At 33.6% G+C, this 19,739-nt stretch carries 14 protein-coding genes; 8 read left to right on the forward strand and 6 right to left on the reverse strand.

Annotated elements, in window-relative coordinates:
• Positions 1–81 precede the first annotated feature (81 nt).
• The 5 genes from FND99_RS06295 to FND99_RS06315 all read left to right on the forward strand — a co-directional run bounded on the left by FND99_RS06295 (position 82) and on the right by FND99_RS06315 (position 5,886).
• Positions 82–1,476, forward strand: coding sequence for a tetratricopeptide repeat protein (locus tag FND99_RS06295; RefSeq protein WP_144337123.1), 1,395 nt, complete (start codon positions 82–84; stop codon positions 1,474–1,476).
• A gap of 2 nt (positions 1,477–1,478) precedes the next feature.
• Positions 1,479–2,228, forward strand: a complete 750-nt coding sequence (locus FND99_RS06300; RefSeq protein WP_144337124.1) for a shikimate dehydrogenase family protein — start codon at positions 1,479–1,481, stop codon at positions 2,226–2,228.
• Between the two features lie 66 nt (positions 2,229–2,294).
• Positions 2,295–3,044, forward strand: a complete 750-nt coding sequence (locus FND99_RS06305; protein ID WP_144337125.1) for a lipid A phosphoethanolamine transferase — start codon at positions 2,295–2,297, stop codon at positions 3,042–3,044.
• Between the two features lie 230 nt (positions 3,045–3,274).
• Positions 3,275–5,230 carry a DUF349 domain-containing protein gene (locus FND99_RS06310; protein ID WP_144337126.1) on the forward strand — a complete coding sequence of 652 codons (1,956 nt, stop codon included), beginning with the start codon at positions 3,275–3,277 and terminating at the stop codon, positions 5,228–5,230.
• A 236-nt stretch (positions 5,231–5,466) separates the two neighbouring features.
• A complete protein-coding gene (locus FND99_RS06315) occupies positions 5,467–5,886 on the forward strand; it encodes an OsmC family protein (protein WP_144337127.1) in 420 nt (139 codons plus the stop codon).
• 70 nt (positions 5,887–5,956) lie between these two features.
• On the opposite strand, the gene FND99_RS06320 is transcribed toward FND99_RS06315, so the two are convergent.
• Both FND99_RS06320 and gyrA read right to left on the reverse strand, forming a co-directional pair.
• Positions 5,957–7,222: a tetratricopeptide repeat protein gene (locus tag FND99_RS06320; protein WP_144337128.1), complete on the reverse strand. Its 1,266-nt coding sequence runs from the start codon at positions 7,220–7,222 to the stop codon at positions 5,957–5,959.
• Positions 7,223–7,280: 58 nt separating this feature from the next.
• Positions 7,281–9,911, reverse strand: a complete 2,631-nt coding sequence (gene gyrA / locus FND99_RS06325) for a DNA gyrase subunit A (protein WP_144337129.1) — start codon at positions 9,909–9,911, stop codon at positions 7,281–7,283.
• Positions 9,912–10,169: 258 nt separating this feature from the next.
• Between gyrA and FND99_RS06330 the strand changes: the two genes are divergently transcribed.
• From FND99_RS06330 to FND99_RS06340, 3 genes are all read left to right on the forward strand, one after another.
• Entirely contained in the window at positions 10,170–12,716 is a 2,547-nt protein-coding gene (locus FND99_RS06330) for an ATP-dependent Clp protease ATP-binding subunit (RefSeq protein ID WP_144337130.1), read from the forward strand.
• Between the two features lie 138 nt (positions 12,717–12,854).
• Positions 12,855–14,222: a 30S ribosomal protein S6--L-glutamate ligase gene (gene rimK, locus FND99_RS06335; protein WP_144337131.1), complete on the forward strand. Its 1,368-nt coding sequence runs from the start codon at positions 12,855–12,857 to the stop codon at positions 14,220–14,222.
• A gap of 108 nt (positions 14,223–14,330) precedes the next feature.
• The gene (locus tag FND99_RS06340) at positions 14,331–14,852 is read left to right on the forward strand and encodes a DUF421 domain-containing protein (protein WP_144337132.1); all 522 of its coding nucleotides are present in this window, start codon (positions 14,331–14,333) and stop codon (positions 14,850–14,852) included.
• 36 nt (positions 14,853–14,888) lie between these two features.
• Here FND99_RS06340 and FND99_RS06345 read toward each other — a convergent pair whose 3' ends face one another.
• The 4 genes from FND99_RS06345 to hutH form a co-directional block, all read right to left on the reverse strand.
• A complete protein-coding gene (locus FND99_RS06345; RefSeq protein WP_144337133.1) occupies positions 14,889–15,377 on the reverse strand; it encodes a hypothetical protein in 489 nt (162 codons plus the stop codon).
• Between the two features lie 214 nt (positions 15,378–15,591).
• The gene (locus FND99_RS06350; protein WP_144337134.1) at positions 15,592–16,926 is read right to left on the reverse strand and encodes an inorganic phosphate transporter; all 1,335 of its coding nucleotides are present in this window, start codon (positions 16,924–16,926) and stop codon (positions 15,592–15,594) included.
• A gap of 30 nt (positions 16,927–16,956) precedes the next feature.
• Positions 16,957–17,601, reverse strand: coding sequence for a DUF47 domain-containing protein (locus tag FND99_RS06355; protein ID WP_035648449.1), 645 nt, complete (start codon positions 17,599–17,601; stop codon positions 16,957–16,959).
• A 48-nt stretch (positions 17,602–17,649) separates the two neighbouring features.
• On the reverse strand, positions 17,650–19,164 hold the full coding sequence (gene hutH, locus FND99_RS06360) for a histidine ammonia-lyase (protein ID WP_144337135.1): 1,515 nt from the start codon (positions 19,162–19,164) through the stop codon (positions 17,650–17,652).
• Positions 19,165–19,739 lie beyond the last annotated feature (575 nt).

The raw sequence follows: 19,739 nt of genomic DNA on the forward strand, positions 1-19,739 counted from the left end.
TCAAAACAATTAATTCTCTTTCCTTACAACAATTATATGGTTGCCTAAATTTATAACAGGCTAATTTCAAATAGAGAAAGTATGCAATTAAGCAACGAAGAAGAAGATTATAACCTATCCCTATCTAAATTTGAGTCGATGTTAAAAACTAACAAAGTACTCTTTTTTGATTCTGAAGAATTCGAGGAAATCATTCTTCATTATTTAGACATAGGTAAGGCTAATTTAGCAAAAAAGGCCTTAAAACTTGCATTAGATCAGCATCCAAAATCTACAGGCTTAAAATTAGTACAAGTAGAAATGCTGGTTTACGACGACAAACTTGATATCGCTGAAAAGCTTTTGAATGAGTTGTATGCAATTGAACCCAACAACGAAGAGATTTATATCCAGAAAGCAAATATCTGTTCTAAGAGAGATCAACACGAAAAAGCGGTAGAATTATTGAAAATTGCACTGCAATATACAGATGATTACGCCGATGTGTACAACTTGATTGGAATGGAATATCTTTTTATGGATAATCTTGAGATGGCAAAAGACAATTTCATCAAATGTCTTGAGGAAGATTTAGAAGATCAATCGGCTTTATACAACGTGGTTTACTGTTTTGAATTTTTAGATCAAAATCAGGAAGCCATCGTTTATCTTAACGAATATATAAACAGAAATCCGTATAGCGAAATCGCTTGGCATCAGCTGGGGCGCCTGCATTATGGCGTAAAAGAATACGAAGCAGCAATTCGCGCTTTTGACTATGCTACGTTGATTGATGATGAGTTTTTAGGAGCGTTTATGGAAAAAGCGAAAGCTTATGAGCGCCTTAAAAAATATAACGAAGCAATTGAAAGCTACAATCGCACGATCGAGCTTGATGACGCGACTTCCTATGCATTATTGCGTATTGGAAAATGTTATGAAAAACTTGGAAATGCAGTAAAAGCGCTTCAATATTACAATCAGACTGTGCATGAAGATCCATTGCTAGACAAAGGATGGATTGCTATTACTGATTTTTATGTTCGTCAGAAAAACTTCCAGAAAGCTTTGTTTTTTGTCAATAAAGCTTTGGCAATTGACAATCAAAATCGTTTGTACTGGAAACGTTATGCAACGATAAACAAACAGATGAACTTTTTTGAAGAAGCTGAATTTGGTTATAGAAAAGCGGTAGAATTTGGAGATTATGCCTTAGATACTTGGTTGTTTTGGGTAGATATTCTTCAATTTTTGGGTGAATTCGAAAGTGCTATCCAAACTTTATTGCAGGCAACAGAATATTTTCCAGAAGAAAACGAAATCGAGTACCGTCTTGCTGGATTGTATTTTATGATTCAGGACAATACAAAAGCTAAATTTCATTTAAGCAATGGTTTACGTTTAAACTTCGACAATTATATTTTGATTGAAGATTTGTTTCCGGTTGTCTGGTCCAAAAAAATGGTTAAAAATTATATTGAAAAACATAAGAAATAAGAATGATTGATACTCTAAAAAGACGTTTTGGCTTGCTTGGCCGTAATATTAGTTACTCTTTCTCAAAAGGATATTTTACAGAAAAATTCAACAATGAGGTTTTTGCCGGAAATACCTATGAAAATTTTGACATTTCAGAAATAAGTCATTTTAAAGGATTACTTAAAAACAATCCTGATTTAAAAGGCTTAAACGTAACTATTCCTTATAAAGAGCAAGTTATTCCCTTTTTAGACAAACTTTCAACAAAAGCAAAACTGATTGGCGCTGTAAACACCATTAAATTTACCAAAAAAGGAAAACTAAAAGGATATAACACTGATTATTACGGCTTTAAAAAATCATTAAAACCATTATTAGAGCCACATCATAAAAAAGCATTAATCCTCGGAACTGGAGGCGCATCGAAAGGTGTCGCTTTTGCTTTGGAAGAACTTGATATTCCATACACTTTTGTTTCGCGCGAAGCGAAAGAAAACATTATTGACTATAACTTCATTAATGCTACCACTTTTGATAATTTCCAAATCATAATCAATTGTACACCAGTAGGAACAAGTCCTAATATTGAAGCGTGTCCTGAACTTCCTTACGAGTTTTTTACCGATAAGCATATTGCGTACGATTTGATTTATAATCCTGCTGAAACGCAATTTTTAAAAAATGCTAAAGAAAGAGGCGCAATAATAAAAAATGGCTACGATATGCTTATATTTCAAGCCGAAAAAGCATGGAAAATTTGGAATAAATAAAAAAATAACCACAAATTAAATGTTAACGTTTTTTTCGTAACTTAGACTACTCATTAATAAGTAGTTATGAAAAAAATATACTTACTTTTTATTTTTGTTTTTTTAGGAATCGCAACTTCAAATGCACAAGGAACAGAAGTTGAAGGAAAAATTCCTTTTACCGAACCTCGTTTTCGTTATTACCTGCAAACGTTACTTTTTTATAACGAATATCTGGATACTAAAAACGGTTCATTTAATACTACCCAAGCACGTGCTTTAATTCCTATTGGCAGTAAAGCCTGGAATCTAAGATTTGATCTTCCATTGGTTTCTGCAAATACCAATGAAACCAACAAAACAGGTCTTGGAGATGTTGGCGCAGGTATCAGCTACATACCTTTTATGAAAAACAGCCAAGGTATTGCGGTTCGAGCAAGAGTTTATGCTAATTCTGCGGTAGATCCTGCTTTTGGATCTGGTAAATGGGTGTTCATGCCTGCTTTCTTCTACGGTCGCTATTTTAATGAGAAAAAAGACCTTTGGATTTCTTCTTTTGAATACCAGCAAAGTTTTGCAGGCTCAAGTCAGCGTTCTGATATCAGCATTGGCGTGCTCGAAAGTGTACTCTTTCATTTCTTTGGCAAAAACTGGATTGCCGGCGACGTCGCGCTAAGATATAATAGTACCATAAAAGGATATCAAAATAATGCTTACGTCGAATATGGAAGAAAAATTACGCCAACAAATCTAGTGTATATCCATCCAAGTGTTGCATTTGGTGGCGATAAAACATACAATTATGGCATAGAAGGCGGTGTATTGATTCTGTTTTAGTATTTCAATATACTTTAATGTAATTTCAGCATTTTATTAATTTCTTTCTTCACATTGAATTTACATTTACTTCAAATAAAGATTTAAAACTTTATATGATATATACAATATGAATGTATAAAATAAGAATTTCGTCGTAAAATAGCGTATAAACAAGCGATTTATTTTGTATTTAGAAACACCTTTACTATCTTTCGCACTGTTTAAATAAAAACCTTATACATTTAAAAATGTTAGAAGAAAAGAATGATAACCTGCAGGATGCAGACGGAAAAGTAGGAATCGAAACAACTGATTCTATTCAAGAAAACGCGATTGATGAAACATTGGCTACAGAAACAGAAACAAAAGCTGTTGCAGAAGAAGACAATCATCAAGATGCGCTAGACGCCATTACAAACTCTAATGCAGAAGAAAGTGAAGATGAAACGCTGAAAGAGCGTCATGATATTCCTATGCAGGATTACGATACTTTCTCATTAGATGCACTTGTAGATGAACTAAGAAAATTAATTCAGACAGATAAAGTAATGTCTGTCAAAGATCATATTGAAGAAATTAAAAAATCTTTTTTACTGCAATACAATCACTTGATTGAAGAAAAAAGAGAAGAATTTAACGCTTCAAAACAAGATCCTAACGAAGAATTTGAATACCATTCTCCACTAAAATCTAAATTTGACGAATATTATAATGTTTTCAGAGAAAAAAGAAATGCTCACTTTAAACATTTACAAAGTAATTTAAAAACAAATTTAGAGACTAGACTTGCTATTGTTGAGGAATTAAAAGAACTTATTAATCCGCAGGAAAACATCAAGGATACTCTGAAGCATTTTAATGACTTGAGAGAAAGATGGAAAAACGCTGGAGCAATTCCTAAAGACAAATACAACCACGTTTGGAATAATTATCATTTTCATGTTGAAAATTTTTATGATTACCTTCATTTAGATCGTGAGGCAAGAGATTTGGATTTCAAATATAATTTGGAACAAAAACAAAAAATTATAGCGCGCGTTGAAGAATTAGCAAACGAAACTGATATCAGCAAAGCTTTCCGTGAACTTCAGGATTTACATAGAATCTGGAAAGAAGATATTGGACCTGTTTCTAAAGAGCATCGTGATGAAATCTGGAATAAATTCAGTGAATTGACCAAAAAAATACATGATAAAAGAGAATTGTTGTTTGAAAGCCAAAGAGCCAACGAACAGAAAAATCTTGAAATCAAAAAAGAAATAATTGGCAAAATCGAAGTTTTAGGAACCGAAAAAGTAAATTCTCATTCACAATGGCTTGTACAAATCCAAAAAGTTGAAGCACTTAGAAATGAGTTTTTTGCAGCTGGAAAAGTCCCATCTGATGTAAATGAAGAAACTTGGTCGGCTTTCAAAACTGCCGTTAGAAATTTTAATGCATTTAAAAATTCGTTTTATAAAGACATTAAAAAAGATCAAAACGATAATTTGAACAAAAAAATGGCTTTGGTTGCAAAAGCTAAAGAATTACAGGAAAGTACTGATTTTGGTAGCACTACTCCAATTATGAAGCAAATTCAGGAAGAGTGGAAACAAATTGGTCACGTTCCTAAAAAATATTCGGATAAAATCTGGAAAGAATTCAAAGATGCCTGCAATCATTATTTTGATAAATTAAAAGAGCATAAATCGGAAGAAAATCAAGATGAAGTTGCTGCTTTTGATAATAAAAAAGCTTATTTAGATATTTTAAGAGCATATCAACTTACAGGCGATCACAAAACCGACTTAGATGCTATTAAACAGCATATTGAAATTTGGAAAGGTTATGGAAAAGTTCCGTTTTCAAGACGTCATATTGAAGGTAAATTCAATAAAATTCTAGATGCGCTTTTTGAAAAATTAAGTTTGAGCAAAAAAGAAAGCGAAATGATGCGTTTTTCAAACCGTCTTGACACTTTATCAGAAAGTAACGATACACGCAAGCTTGATAATGAGAAAATCTTTATAATGCGTAAAATTGAAGAAGTTCAAAATGAAATTTTTCAATTAGAAAACAATATTCAGTTTTTTACAAATACTAAAAACGCTAAAAAAGAAAATTCAATTGTTCTTGAAGTACGCAAAAATATTGCCATCCACAAGGAAAGCCTTGAAGTATGGAAAGATAAACTGAAACAACTTAGAAATTTAAATCAGGAATAAACCAACTATTTAAATTCCAATTTTTAAATTCCAAATTCCAATTAAAACTATTTTGATTGGAATTTGGAATTTTATTTTATGCGCCATTCCCAAAATCGCTCTATTTTTTTTGCTTTTCACTTTCTGGTAACGAATTGATAAAACTGCAAATCAAAATAATACTTATATTTGATAGATTGATTTTAATTGAAAATCAATACTTTAAATACGATTTATTAATTCAAAATACTTAAATAATGAAATTTACTAGAAAAGCACACGCCAACTGGCAAGGAACCGGAATGGAAGGAAAAGGAACAATTAGCACACAAAGTACTACCTTAGACAACGCACAATTGTCATTTAAAACAAGATTTGCTGACGGAGTAGGAACAAACCCAGAAGAACTTGTTGCAGCAGCGCATTCGGGATGTTTTACAATGCAATTAAGTTTTTTGTTAAACGAAGGTGGCTTTACCGCAGATAATTTGACTACAGAAGCCACAGTGACTTTTGAAGACGGAACAATTACTTTAATTCATTTAGAATTAAAAGGAAAAGTTCCTTCAATTTCTGCAGAAGAATTTAATGCAACAGCTGCAAAAGCAAAAGAGATATGTCCGATTTCAAAACTTTTAAATACTACAATAACGCTGAATGCAACTTTAGAAAGTTAATCAAGACTTTATACCATAAAAAAACCATTCACCGCAGTGAATGGTTTTTTCATTTTTAACTATTTTGAGTTTATTTAGCTTTTAAAGCTTTAACTTCAGCTGTCATTTCAAGAGCACTATAAACCCCAATTAATGTCTTTTTAACATCTTCGTTTTGAGGATCTAATTCGTTTGCTTTTTTAAGGTAAGGAATAACGCTTTTGAAAACACTTTCTCTTTGCGCTTTCAATACGTCATAACGCTTCATATCTTTAGCTGAAGTACCTAATTTATTCATTTCATCAATGATTGGTTTTTCAGCCTCTAATTTAAGAGCAGCAATGTTAATGTAAGCATTTACATAATCAGGTTTGATTTCGATTGCTTTTAAATAGTATTTCTCAGCATCAGCAGTATTTTTTGCACCTGCACTGATAACTCCTAAGTTAAAAATCAAATCAGCATTGTTTGGTTCTTTTTCTAAAGCTTCGTTTACTAATTTTTTATAAGTATCATAATCTTTAGTTTCAAGATATAAATTAGCTTCTGTTAGAATCAAAGAAGAATCATCTGGATTTGTTTTTCTTGCGTCAGCAATTGCTTTTTTAGCCTCCTCAGTTTTTCCTTTTTGAACTAAAATCAATGCTAAGTTTTTATAGATTTCTCCTCTTTTAGAAGGAATAGCTTCTGTTTTAGGTTTTTCGTGAGTTCCTAATTTTACAGCTAAATCTCTATCTTTTGCATTAGCAAAACCATCATCGTTTCCAGAAATCTTGTTTACAGCAGTATAAAGAGTTCCTTTTCCAGAATAGTTTAGTTTTTTCAATTCTTCATACATTGGCAATGCAGTATCGTAATCTTGTGCATTTACAGCTGTAGAAGCCGCGTAGTATAAATTGATTGTATCGTTTTTATCTAACAAATAAGCATCATATAATTTAGCAGCGCTTTCTTTGTGTTTATTAGCCTGAGAATCAGCAATAGCTGAGTTGATCAATTTTCCTTTAATCTCAGTAATTGAAGCTGCAGCCTGAGTTGAATACTTTTGTTTTCCAGAAGTTTTTTCAACATCAATTAATGTTTTATAGCTTTCAGCAGCAGCAGTTAAGTTTTTGCTTTCTTCTACTTTTTTATTTGCTAAATCTAAGTAAGCGTTTCCTTTTACAAAATAGTATTGTGCTTGCTCTACATCTTTAGCATTTGTTACTAAATTTTCAGCATCTTTCAATATTGCAATTGCCCCTTGTGCGTCGCCGCTTTTCAGCGCTTTTTCAGCATTTTTGATTTGATCTTTTTGAGCAAACGTTGCTGCCGAAATCAATAGTGCTGAAGCAAGTAGTACATATTTACTTTTCATAGTGTTCAATTTGTGTATTTAATTTTAATTTTCTCTTTTTTTATTATTCTTCAGATTCCTACTCATCAGATTCTTCTTCTTCGTCTTCAACTACATCATCAGCGTCGTCATCGTCATCATCTGCGGTTCCGTCATCTTCAAGAACTTCATCAAGATCTGGCTTCACTCTTTCAATTGCAGACTCCACAACATTTCCATCCTCATCAACAACCACTTCTTCTGCCTCATCTTTCATTACTTTCGTAACTGCTGCAATCGAATCTTTACCTTTAAGATTAATCAATCTAACACCTTGAGTTGCACGACCCATAACACGTAGATCTTCAATCGCCATTCTGATTGTTAATCCTGATTTATTGATAATCATTAAATCATCAGAATCTGTTACAGCGTTGATCGAGATTAATTTTCCAGTTTTCTCTGTGATATTAAGCGTTTTAACCCCTTTACCTCCACGGTTTGTAATTCTGTAAACATCCTCTCCGTCTTCATCAACTAACTTCGTACGTTTACCGTAACCGTTTTCAGTTACAACCAAAATCTGAGAATCGTTCACATCATTTTTACCAACAGTTACCATACCAATTACTTCATCAGTATCGTCTTTTAAGGTAATTCCGCGAACTCCAGAAGCTGTTCTTCCCATCGGACGTGTTTTAGTTTCCTCAAAACGAACTAACTTACCAGATTTAACCGCCAAAATAATTTGGCTTTCTCCGTCTGTCAATTGCGCTCCAATCAACTCATCACCTTCTTTAATTGTAATCGCGGCAACACCATTTACACGAGGCTTAGAATATTTCTCTAAAGAAGTTTTCTTCACCTGTCCTTGTTTTGTAACCATTACAAGGTTATGTGTATTGATATAATCTTTGTCTTTTAAATCTTGTGTACAAATGAAAGCTTTTACTTTATCGTCGCTTTCAATATTTACCAAGTTTTGAATTGCTCTTCCTTTTGCTGTTTTGCTTCCTTCTGGAATTTCATAAACACGCATCCAGAAACATTTTCCTTTCTGTGTAAAGAACATCATGTATTGGTGGTTGGTTGCTACGAACATATGTTCAAGGAAATCTTGATCTCTTGTTCCTGCACTTTTTTGTCCAACTCCTCCTCTATTCTGCGTTTTGTATTCTGTAAGGTTTGTACGTTTGATGTAACCTGCGTGAGAAATCGTGATTACCACATTTTCATCGGCAATCAAATCTTCAATACTTACATCTCCTCCAGAATATTCAATTTGCGAACGACGATCATCACCATATTTATCGCGAATTTCAATTAATTCTTCCTTAATCAAATCAGTTCTTAAATTAACATCTGCTAATAAAGCTTTTAAGTGCTCAATTAATTTCATTAATTCTTCAAACTCAGCTCTTAATTTGTCCTGCTCCAGTCCAGTTAACTGACGAAGACGCATCTCAACAATTGCACGAGCTTGAATGTCAGACAATTTAAATCTTTCGATTAATTTTTCTCTTGCTTCGTCTGTGTTTTTAGATCCTCTAATTAACGCAATTACTTCGTCGATATTATCAGAAGCAATAATCAAACCTTCTAAAATATGCGCTCTTTCTTCCGCTTTACGCAATTCAAATTGCGTTCTTCTAACCACAACATCATGACGGTGCTCAATAAAATAATGAATCATATCTTTTAGATTCAATAATTGAGGACGTCCTTTTACCAATGCAATGTTGTTTACACTGAAAGAAGATTGTAATTGAGTGTATTTATATAAGGTATTTAAAACTACGTTTGGCGTAGCATCACGTTTCAAGATATAAACGATACGCATTCCCGTTCTATCCGATTCATCACGGATATTGGCAATACCTTCGATTTTTTTATCATTTACCAAATCAGCCGTACGTTTGATCATTTCGGCTTTGTTGACCTGGTATGGGATTTCAGTAACAATAATGCACTCTCTTCCGTCAACTTCTTCAAAACCAACTTTAGCACGCATTACAATACGCCCTCTTCCTGTTTTGAAAGCTTCACGAACACCTTCGTATCCGTAAATAACACCTCCAGTCGGGAAATCTGGAGCTTTGATATGAGTCATTAATTCATCAACTTCAATATCATTATTGCCAAGATAAGCCAAAGTACCGTTGATAACTTCAGTTAAATTGTGAGGTGGCATATTTGTCGCCATACCAACCGCAATACCGGTTGCTCCGTTCACTAACAAAGTAGGAACTCTTGTAGGCATTACTTTTGGCTCATATAAAGTATCGTCAAAGTTCAGCTGAAAATCAACTGTTTCTTTTTCGATATCAGCCATAATATCTTCTGAGATTTTACGCATTCTAGCCTCAGTATAACGCATTGCTGCAGGACTATCTCCATCGACAGAACCAAAGTTACCCTGACCATCAACTAATAAATATCGCATGCTCCATTCTTGAGCCATACGAACCATTGCATCATAAACAGAAGTATCACCGTGCGGGTGATATTTACCCAGTACTTCCCCTACAATTCTCGCAGATTTTTTGTGGGCAGATCTTGAAGTTACACCTAAATCATACATTCCGTAAAGAACTCTTCGATGCACTGGTTTCAAGCCATCTCTAACATCAGGAAGTGCTCTGGATACGATTACTGACATCGAATAATCGATGTAAGCTGATTTCATTTCATCTTCAATGTTAATAGGAATTAACTTTTCTCCTTCAGACATAAGTTGTTATGTTTAAATAATTATATTAGTTTCAAAGCGTGCCAAGATACGTTTTTTTGAAATTTTTTCCGCTATTTACTTGCACTTATTTCAATGATTTATTAACAACTTTATTTTCGATTTTAGTTAATAAATTAAGCGTTTTTTAACTCTTTTATTGTTATTTTTTTTGTCAATTAGCTGACAGCAGATCTCAATAGGTATGATTTTTGTTTTTCAACCAGTAAATAATTAAATTTACATATCGAATTATATATTATGGATGATAATTTTTCACCAAGAGTAAAAGATGTTATTACATACAGTAAGGAAGAAGCACTTCGTTTAGGGCACGACTTTATTGGTACTGAACATCTGATGCTAGGCATTTTAAGAGATGGTAACGGAAAAGCTATTCATATACTTAATAACCTAGCAGTCGATTTAGATCATTTACGCAGGAAAGTAGAAATACTGAGTCCAGCCAATCACAGCATTGAGATAAACACTGAAAAGAAAAACCTTCATCTTACACGCCAGGCTGAAAGAGCCCTTAAGACAACATTTCTTGAAGCAAAAGTATTTCAGAGCTCGTCGATAAGCACGGCTCACCTGCTTTTATGCATCTTACGAAACGAAAACGATCCAACAACCAAGCTATTGAATAAACTTAAAATAGATTATGACATAGCTAAAGAACAATATCTAAACATGACGCCAAACGAAGAAGAATTTTTAGAAAACTTGCCAAGGAATGAGTCATACAATGACGATTCAGGACAAGATGACAGTCTTAAAGAAAGTAGTTTCAATAATCCCGCCAATAAGTCAAACAAAAAATCTAAAACTCCGGTGTTAGATAATTTTGGGAGAGATTTAACAGAAATGGCTGAGGAAGGAAAACTAGATCCGGTTGTAGGACGCGAAAAAGAAATTGAACGTGTTTCGCAAATTTTAAGCCGAAGAAAAAAGAACAACCCGCTTCTTATTGGAGAGCCTGGAGTTGGTAAATCTGCTATTGCAGAAGGACTAGCTTTGCGTATCATCCAGAAGAAAGTGTCTCGTATTCTTTTCCATAAACGTGTTGTAACTCTTGATTTGGCGAGCTTAGTTGCCGGAACTAAATATAGAGGACAATTTGAGGAAAGAATGAAAGCCGTAATGAACGAGCTTGAGAAAAATGACGATATCATTCTTTTCATTGACGAAATCCATACTATTGTTGGTGCCGGTGGAGCAACTGGTTCTCTAGATGCTTCAAATATGTTTAAGCCAGCATTAGCAAGAGGTGAAATTCAATGTATTGGAGCAACTACTCTTGACGAGTACAGACAATACATTGAAAAAGATGGCGCTCTTGAAAGACGTTTCCAAAAAGTAATTGTGGAACCAACTTCTGTTGAGGAAACTATCGCTATTTTGAACAATGTTAAAGACAAATACGAAGATCACCACAACGTAACCTATACTCCAGAAGCAATTGAAGCTTGTGTTAAATTAACAAACAGATATATGTCTGAGCGTTTCTTGCCAGACAAAGCAATCGATGCAATGGACGAAGCTGGATCACGTGTTCACATTACTAATATTGATGTTCCGAAACAAATTTTGGATTTAGAGCGTCAATTGGAAGAAGTTCGCGAGAACAAAAACATGGTAGTCAAAAAACAAAAATATGAAGAGGCTGCCAAACTTCGCGATGATGAAAAACGTATTGAGAAAGATCTTGCTTTAGCTCAAGAACAATGGGAAGAGGATTCTAAAAACAACAGAATTGAAGTTACTGAAGATAATGTAGCCGATGTTGTTTCGATGATGACTGGAATTCCTGTAAACAGAATTGCACAAACAGAAAGCAATAAATTAGCTCAATTACCTGAATTGATTCAGAATAAAGTAATTGGTCAAAATGAAGCTGTTCTTAAAATTGCACGTTCTATTCAACGTAACAGAGCCGGACTTAAAGATCCAAACAAACCAATTGGTTCGTTCATTTTCTTAGGGCAAACTGGTGTTGGTAAAACGCAATTAGCAAAAGTATTAGCTAAAGAATTATTCGATTCTGAAGATGCTTTAGTTCGTATTGACATGAGTGAATACATGGAGAAATTTGCTATTTCTCGTTTAGTTGGAGCGCCTCCAGGATACGTAGGTTATGAAGAAGGTGGACAATTAACTGAAAAAGTTCGTAGAAAACCATATTGTGTTGTTCTTTTAGACGAGATCGAAAAAGCACATCCAGATGTGTTTAATATGATGCTTCAAGTTTTAGATGATGGATATTTAACAGATAGTCTAGGTCGTAAAATCGACTTTAAAAACACTATTATTATCATGACTTCTAACGTTGGTGCACGTCAATTGAAAGATTTTGGTCAAGGTGTTGGATTCGGAACTGCTGCAAAAGTGGCTCAAGCCGATGAAAACTCTAAAAGCATTATCGAAAACGCTTTGAAGAAAACTTTTGCTCCTGAATTCTTAAACAGAATTGACGATGTAATTGTATTCAATAGTTTAGAAAAAGCTGATATTGATTTGATTATCGAAATCGAATTGAAAAAACTATATTCTCGCATCGCTGAGTTAGGCTACAAATTAAGCTTGACAGACAAAGCAAAAGCATTTATTGCTGAGAAAGGTTTCGACAAACAGTTTGGAGCAAGACCTCTAAAAAGAGCTATTCAGAAATACGTTGAAGATTTGTTAGCAGAAGAAATCATTACTTCGAAAATACATTCTGGTGACGAAATCATGATGGATTTGAAAGATGACTCGCAAGAACTTTCAGTAGAAATTCATAAAGCTGAAGAACCGACAAATCAATAAATTACTTAAAATTTATACCAAAAATAATACACCCGTTACGTTTTCATAACATAACGGGTGTTTTTTTTAGATAATTTACTATCTTTAGTAAAAGCAAATAGCTACTTTTGAATATTAAATTTTATAATAAAATAACGTATGCTTCAACACAAAGTCATTTTAGGCAGCGAAGAATGGTGCTCATTTCCAGAACTTGGAATCCCAACGATTAAAGCTCGTGTCGATTCTGGTGCCAAAACTTCGGCAATGCACGCTATCAACATAGCTCCTTTTATAAAAAATGATGCCAATTGGGTAAAATTCGACATTAATCCAATTCAGAATAATATTAAAACTATCATTCATTGCGAAGCGCCGCTGGTTGATAAGAGAATTGTAAAAAGTTCAAGCGGTTTTAGAGAACATCGTTATGTTATTCAAACTCATTTAAAAATTGGCGATGCAAAATGGCCAATCGAAATGACATTGACCAATCGTGATTCAATGGGTTTCCGTATGCTTTTAGGCCGTGAAGCCATGAGCGGACGCGTATTAGTTGATCCAGAACAAAAATACCTTTTAGGACAGCCTACTCCAGAATCTCTTAAGGAATTATATCAAAATTCAGAAAAAGCAAGTTCTGGTTTGCGAATTGGACTTTTAGCCAGCAATCCCGAATTATACAGCAATAAAAGAATCATGGAAGCCGGCGAAATGCGCGGTCATGAAATGCATTTTTTGAACATCAAAGAATGTTATATGAAACTAGACGCTAAAACGCCAGAAATTCACTATCGAGGCGGAAAAATATTAAATCAGTTTGATGCTATTATTCCGAGAATCAGACCGAGCATTACTTTTTACGGTTGTGCTTTGACACGCCAGTTTGAGGCTTTGAAAGTTTTCTGTTTAAATTCGGCGACAGCCATCACACAATCACGAGACAAATTATATTCGCTTCAATTGCTTTTAAACAGCGGAATCGATATTCCAACAACCGGATTTGCCAATTCTCCGCTCGATACAGACAACTTAATTAAAATGGTGGGCGGTTCACCTCTAATTGTAAAATTATTAGAAGGAACACAAGGAAAAGGCGTTGTTTTAGCCGAAACCAAAAAAGCTGCAGAAAGTGTTATCAATGCTTTCAAAAGTTTAAATGCCAATATCTTAGTTCAAGAATTTATCAAAGAAGCTAACGGAAAAGATATACGTTGTTTTGTAATCGACGGAAAAGTAGTAGCAGCAATTCAGCGTGAAGCCATGCCAGGCGAATTCAGAGCTAATATTCACCTTGGCGGAACTGCATCTGTGATAAAAGTAACTGCCGAAGAGAAAAAAATCGCCATTAAAGCCGCAAAAGCAATGGATTTAAAAGTAGCTGGTGTAGATATTATTCGTTCATCTAAAGGACCATTATTGCTTGAAGTAAACTCTTCTCCAGGTCTTGAAGGAATTGAAGGCGCAACCAATAAAGATGTCGCTGGAGAAATGATAAAAGCTATTGAAAAGAATTTCAAACTATAATTAAGTTCATTTCAACTTAATTCCACATAAATAATTTAGCAGCTTTGTCAAAGTTTAAAACTTTGGCAAAGCTTTTTTATTTAACTTTAATAAAACAAAAGAATAAAAATGATACAATTCCCCTATTTCGATATTATAATTAGAAGTGTCGCTGTGTATTTTTTCATGACGATTGCTTTGAGAATTTTTGGCAAAAAAGAACTTTCCCAATTAAATACCGCCGATATTATTCTGATTTTACTGATCAGTAACTCGGTTCAAAATGCAATGGTTGGCCCAGATACGAGTTTAGCGGGCGGTTTAGTAGCGGCTTTGGTTTTGTTTGTAATCAACTTTGCAATTAAAAAACTTACTCGCAGATATAAAGTTATTGGAGATTTGATATTAGACAAGCCAGAAGTTTTGATTCACGACGGAAAACTTGATTTTAAAGCCTTAAGCCGACTTGATATTTCTGACGAAGAATTAAAAGAAGCTATGCGTGAACACGGAATCGAATTCTTTAAAAATGTAAAACTAGCAATGTTAGAAATCGATGGAACAATCAGCATCATTTCTGAAGATGACAAAAAACTAAAACAAACACATTACAAAAGAAAACACAATCATAAAAATCTACAGAAATTTTAATAAAGTTATTACATCAAAGCAATCAAACTTTGAACGCTAATTTATCGGTCGTTTTTTTCCATAAAAAGGAAGTATTAGCTCTTCATTAGCAAATCTGCCGTCTAAATCATATTTTATAGGACTTTTAACTAAAAGCGTATTGAAATTTCCTTCAATGTCAATATAAAATGTTTTATTGGATGCATGCTCAGAAGCATGCAAGCCATCCTGAACAGAATAGAGCAAAGATTTTCTTGAAGACCTCTCAATATTAAATATATCTCTGACTTTAACAATAACCAACAAAGTATCATTTCTTTCTCGCGAATAATACTCCAATTCATCGGTGCTGATGCCTTTTATGGTTCTATTTACAAATCCTTTTAAAAAATAAGAAACTGGATCTGTTTTCGCATCAGGAAACTCTGTAACCTTTTCTTGATCTTGAGCCAAATAAACTTTCCTCACATCATCTGACTTACATGAAAACAAAGAGAAAATAATAATTGCTAAGTATAATTTTAGACTATTTTTAATGTTTGACATAATTACACAATCATTAGATTTTTTTTTACAAAAATATCCTCTGACAACTAAAGCAATCAATCAAATAAGTTCTTAAAATACAATTTTAAGACTTTTACAAAGCATGAAAAATCATTATTTATTCAACAAAAAAAGCCGATTTCAAATTTGAAATCGGCTTTTTTAATATTTAGGAAAATGCGATTTTTATATCTCACATTTCACAATAATCGTTTTACGAAATAAACACGCTTAGCACAAAATAAACCAAACCTGCTAATATAGCTGAAATAGGAATAGTCAAAATCCAAGCCCAGATCAAACTTACAGTAACTCCCCATCTAACGGCAGAAACACGTTTTGTTAATCCAACCCCAATGATAGATCCTGTAATAGTATGCGTTGTACTTACTGGAATTTTTAAGTGTTCCGTAAAGTATAATGTCAAAGCTCCAGCAGTTTCTGCAGCAACTCCTTCAAATGAGCTTACTTTTGTGATTTTAGAACCCATTGTTTTCACAATTTTCCACCCACCACTCAAAGTTCCAGCCGCAATTGCAGAATAACAAGCTAATGGAATCCAGCTTGGCATTACCCCTTTTACTCCTGTATCATCATTTGGCAATACAACATCTAACCAAGGATCCATATGAACGCCATGATTTGTATTGATATAAACCGCTACAGCTGCAGCAATAATACCCATAACTTTTTGAGAGTCATTTCCTCCGTGACCTAAACTGAAGGCTGCAGAAGATATCAACTGCATTTTTTTCAGTGCAGCATCAGCTTGATGAAGATTCAGACTGCTGAATATCAAACAGAAACCACTAACAGTTAAAATAATAAAGGCAACTAAAAACCATTTAATATTATGAGAATCAAAGACTACACTCCAAAAATGAGATTCAAATCTAGGTTTTTCTATTTCAGAAAACGGAACCATTTGAGAATATACAAACCAAACAGTAGCAATCATTAAAAGTACAGTAAAAATTTTAGGACCAATACTTTTACGTGAAGCATTTAAAAGCCAAATCGAAATCAAATAAGATGCTATTGCTCCTATTAACGGTGCTAAAACAATAAAAGCAATAATAATTATTACTCCAGAAGGCATCCCACCGTCTTTTCCGGCTTTGTACCAGCTTACAATTTGGTACCAATAATGTGTTGTACCATCTTCACCAATATATCCTGAAAATCCGTGAACTGCAATTGCGTGCGCAACGGCTGCCCCTGCAAAACCCCCAATAAGTGTATGTGAAGAACTCGAAGGAATTCCGAGCCACCAAGTCAATAGGTTCCAGCAGATTGCCGCAATAACTCCGGCAAGAATCACTACTAGGTTGATTTCCATTGTGTGCGCTGTTTTAGCAACAGTATCTGCAACACCAAATCCGAAAACCCAATAAGCTAAAAAGTTAAAAAATGCTGCCCAAAGAACCGCCTGAAAAGGCGTCAAAACCTTTGTTGCAACAACTGTCGCTATAGCATTTGCCGCATCATGAAAACCATTGATGTAATCAAAAATTAAGGCTAATACTATAATTAATATAAGTAGCGTCATAAAATTATAACTTCAGAATGAAAAATTGAATTAAGAATGTTTTACAGAAATAGATTCTAGTATATTCGCAACACTCTTACATTTATCTGTTGCTGATTCTAAAACAGATAACACTTCTTTATATTTAATAATATTTTTAGCGTCTGTTTCGTTTTCAAAAATTTCAAAAACTGCTTTGTTATATACGTTATCAGATTTGTTTTCTAGCTTGTTGATTCTAGCACATGAATCTTTAATAACTTTCATGTTTTTCAAGTTGCTCAATTCCTTTACAGCACTATCAATATTTTGACAAGCTTCAAGGTTGATTTCTGTCATTTTTCTGATTGATTTTGTAATCTTGTCAACTTGATATAATCTCATACGGCTTGCAGCTCCGTGAAGGTAATCTGCAACGTTGTCAATTGAAGTAATTAACGTATGAATATCTTCTCTATCAAATGGAGTAATAAAGTTTCTGCTCAATTCCAGATTGGTTTGACGCGTAATATCTTCTCCTTTTTGCTCTAATTCATCAATTTTTTGAAAAAGAACTTCTCTTTCTTTTAATGGTAAGTTTACAGCTTCGTGTAAGTTAGATGCTAATTCAATTAAATTGCTTGAAGCCTCTTCAAAAAGTGGAAAGAATTTCTTGTCTTTCGGCACTAAAAATTGGAAAATACTGTTTATTGACATTTTTATATTTTTGATAGTGCAAAATTACTTCAATAATGTTCTATAATGTTAAGCCATTGTTAACAAATCGTTTTCAATTTGGAAACTAGCCAAGAATGAAACTGTTTTCTCAATGTCATAATGAAGGATTCTATCTTCTTTTACCAAAGGTACAACTTCACGATAACTGCTTAAGAACATTTCGATAAAATCGCTTGATTTTAAAGGCTCTCTGTACGCAATTGCCTGAGAAGCATTCATCAATTCGATTGCCAAAATACGCTCTAAATTATCTAAAACACGTAAAGCTTTAGTCGCTCCGTTTGCTCCCATACTTACATGATCTTCTTGACCATTGCTAGAAACAATACTGTCAATGCTTGACGGAGTAGCCAATTGTTTATTCTGGCTTGCAATACTTGCTGCTGTGTATTGCGGAATCATAAATCCTGAATTTAATCCCGGATTATCAACTAAAAATGCTGGAAGATTTCTCAATCCTGAAATTAACTGATACGTTCTTCTTTCAGAAATACTTCCTAATTCTGCTAAAGCAATTGCCATAAAATCCAAGGCTAAAGCCAAAGGCTGACCGTGGAAATTTCCTCCCGAAATAATTTGATCTTCTTCAACAAAAATATTTGGATTATCGGTAACGGAATTGATTTCGGTTTTGAATACTTTTCGAACATAATCAATCGCATCTTTTGAAGCTCCATGAACCTGAGGCATGCAACGGAAAGAATAAGGATCTTGAACGTGTTTCTTTTCCTGAGCGATAATTTCACTTCCGTCTAAAAACTCGGTAATTCGTTGCGCCGTTACAATTTGTCCTTTGTGCGGACGTATATAATGTATCAATTCGTTGAATGGCTCGATTCTTCCATCAAAACCTTCAAGCGAAATCGTCCCGATTAAATCGGCTAAATAAGATAATTTGTAACCTTTAATTAAAATATGAGCTCCATAAGCACTCATAAACTGCGTTCCATTCAATAAAGCCAAACCTTCTTTTGACTGCAAAACAATTGGCTCCCAATTGAAATGTTTTAGAACTTCGGCAGCAGCCACTTTCTTTCCTTCAAAGTAAACTTCTCCTTCTCCTAATAACGGCAAAGATAAATGTGCCAAAGGTGCCAAATCGCCAGAAGCGCCAAGCGAACCTTGAGTATATATAACAGGAAGTATATCGTTATTATAAAAATGTACTAAACGTTGCAAAGTAATCAACTGAACTCCAGAATTTCCGTAGCTTAAAGACTGGATTTTCAGCAAAAGCATCATTTTTACGATTTCTGCAGGAACTTCTTCGCCTGTACCGCAAGCATGCGATTTTACAAGGTTTTCTTGAAGTTTAGATAAATTTTCATTTGAGATTTTTACACTATAAAGTGATCCAAAACCAGTATTGATTCCGTAGATTGGCGCAGAATGTGTTGCCATTTTTTTGTCAAGATAATCACGGCATTTCTGAACGTTTACTTTTGCTTCTTCAGATAATTCAAGCATTTTATTGTTTACTAAAATCTCCTGCAGGGTTTCTAAAGTTATGGTTTCCGTACTTATATAATGAATCTCTCTCATGATTATTTTAAATTTAAAACGTCAAAATTCAACAAATCAATATTAAAAAGCAACATTTTATCACAATAATTAAAATTTGAATCCCGACAATTCTTCCGTTTTATTTATTCAGCAATCTGAGATTTCACCAAAATCAACATTTTTTGACAACATTTTCGTTAAAAATCAATTCAATGTATAAGGTTTACAAGCAAAAAAAGCATTCTTAAATATATCAAAACTTCAATTTAGCTTATCTAATTTTAACAAATACTCAATATTGATTTTTTGAGATTTGAATTATTAAAATATTCGTAAAAAGGCAATAACAATTTTAAATCCTACTTAAAAGCTGTACTTTTGAAAAATCAAAAATGAAAAGTAACAGCACAAAATATCATTCTACAATAACAACTCAAACTGGAGTTGCAATTGCTGCTACAACAATTTCTACTACAACAACAACTACCCCTTAGGGGTATACATTTTTACATATAATCCTAGGTTACCTATACTTTTTTCTTGAAAGAAGAGAGTTATTGGATACATAAAAAATATTGCATAAAAGAAAAAATAGTCGAAGTTTTCCGTTTCAG

This window comes from Flavobacterium daemonense, assembly GCF_007341385.1.
GTDB lineage: Bacteria > Bacteroidota > Bacteroidia > Flavobacteriales > Flavobacteriaceae > Flavobacterium > Flavobacterium daemonense.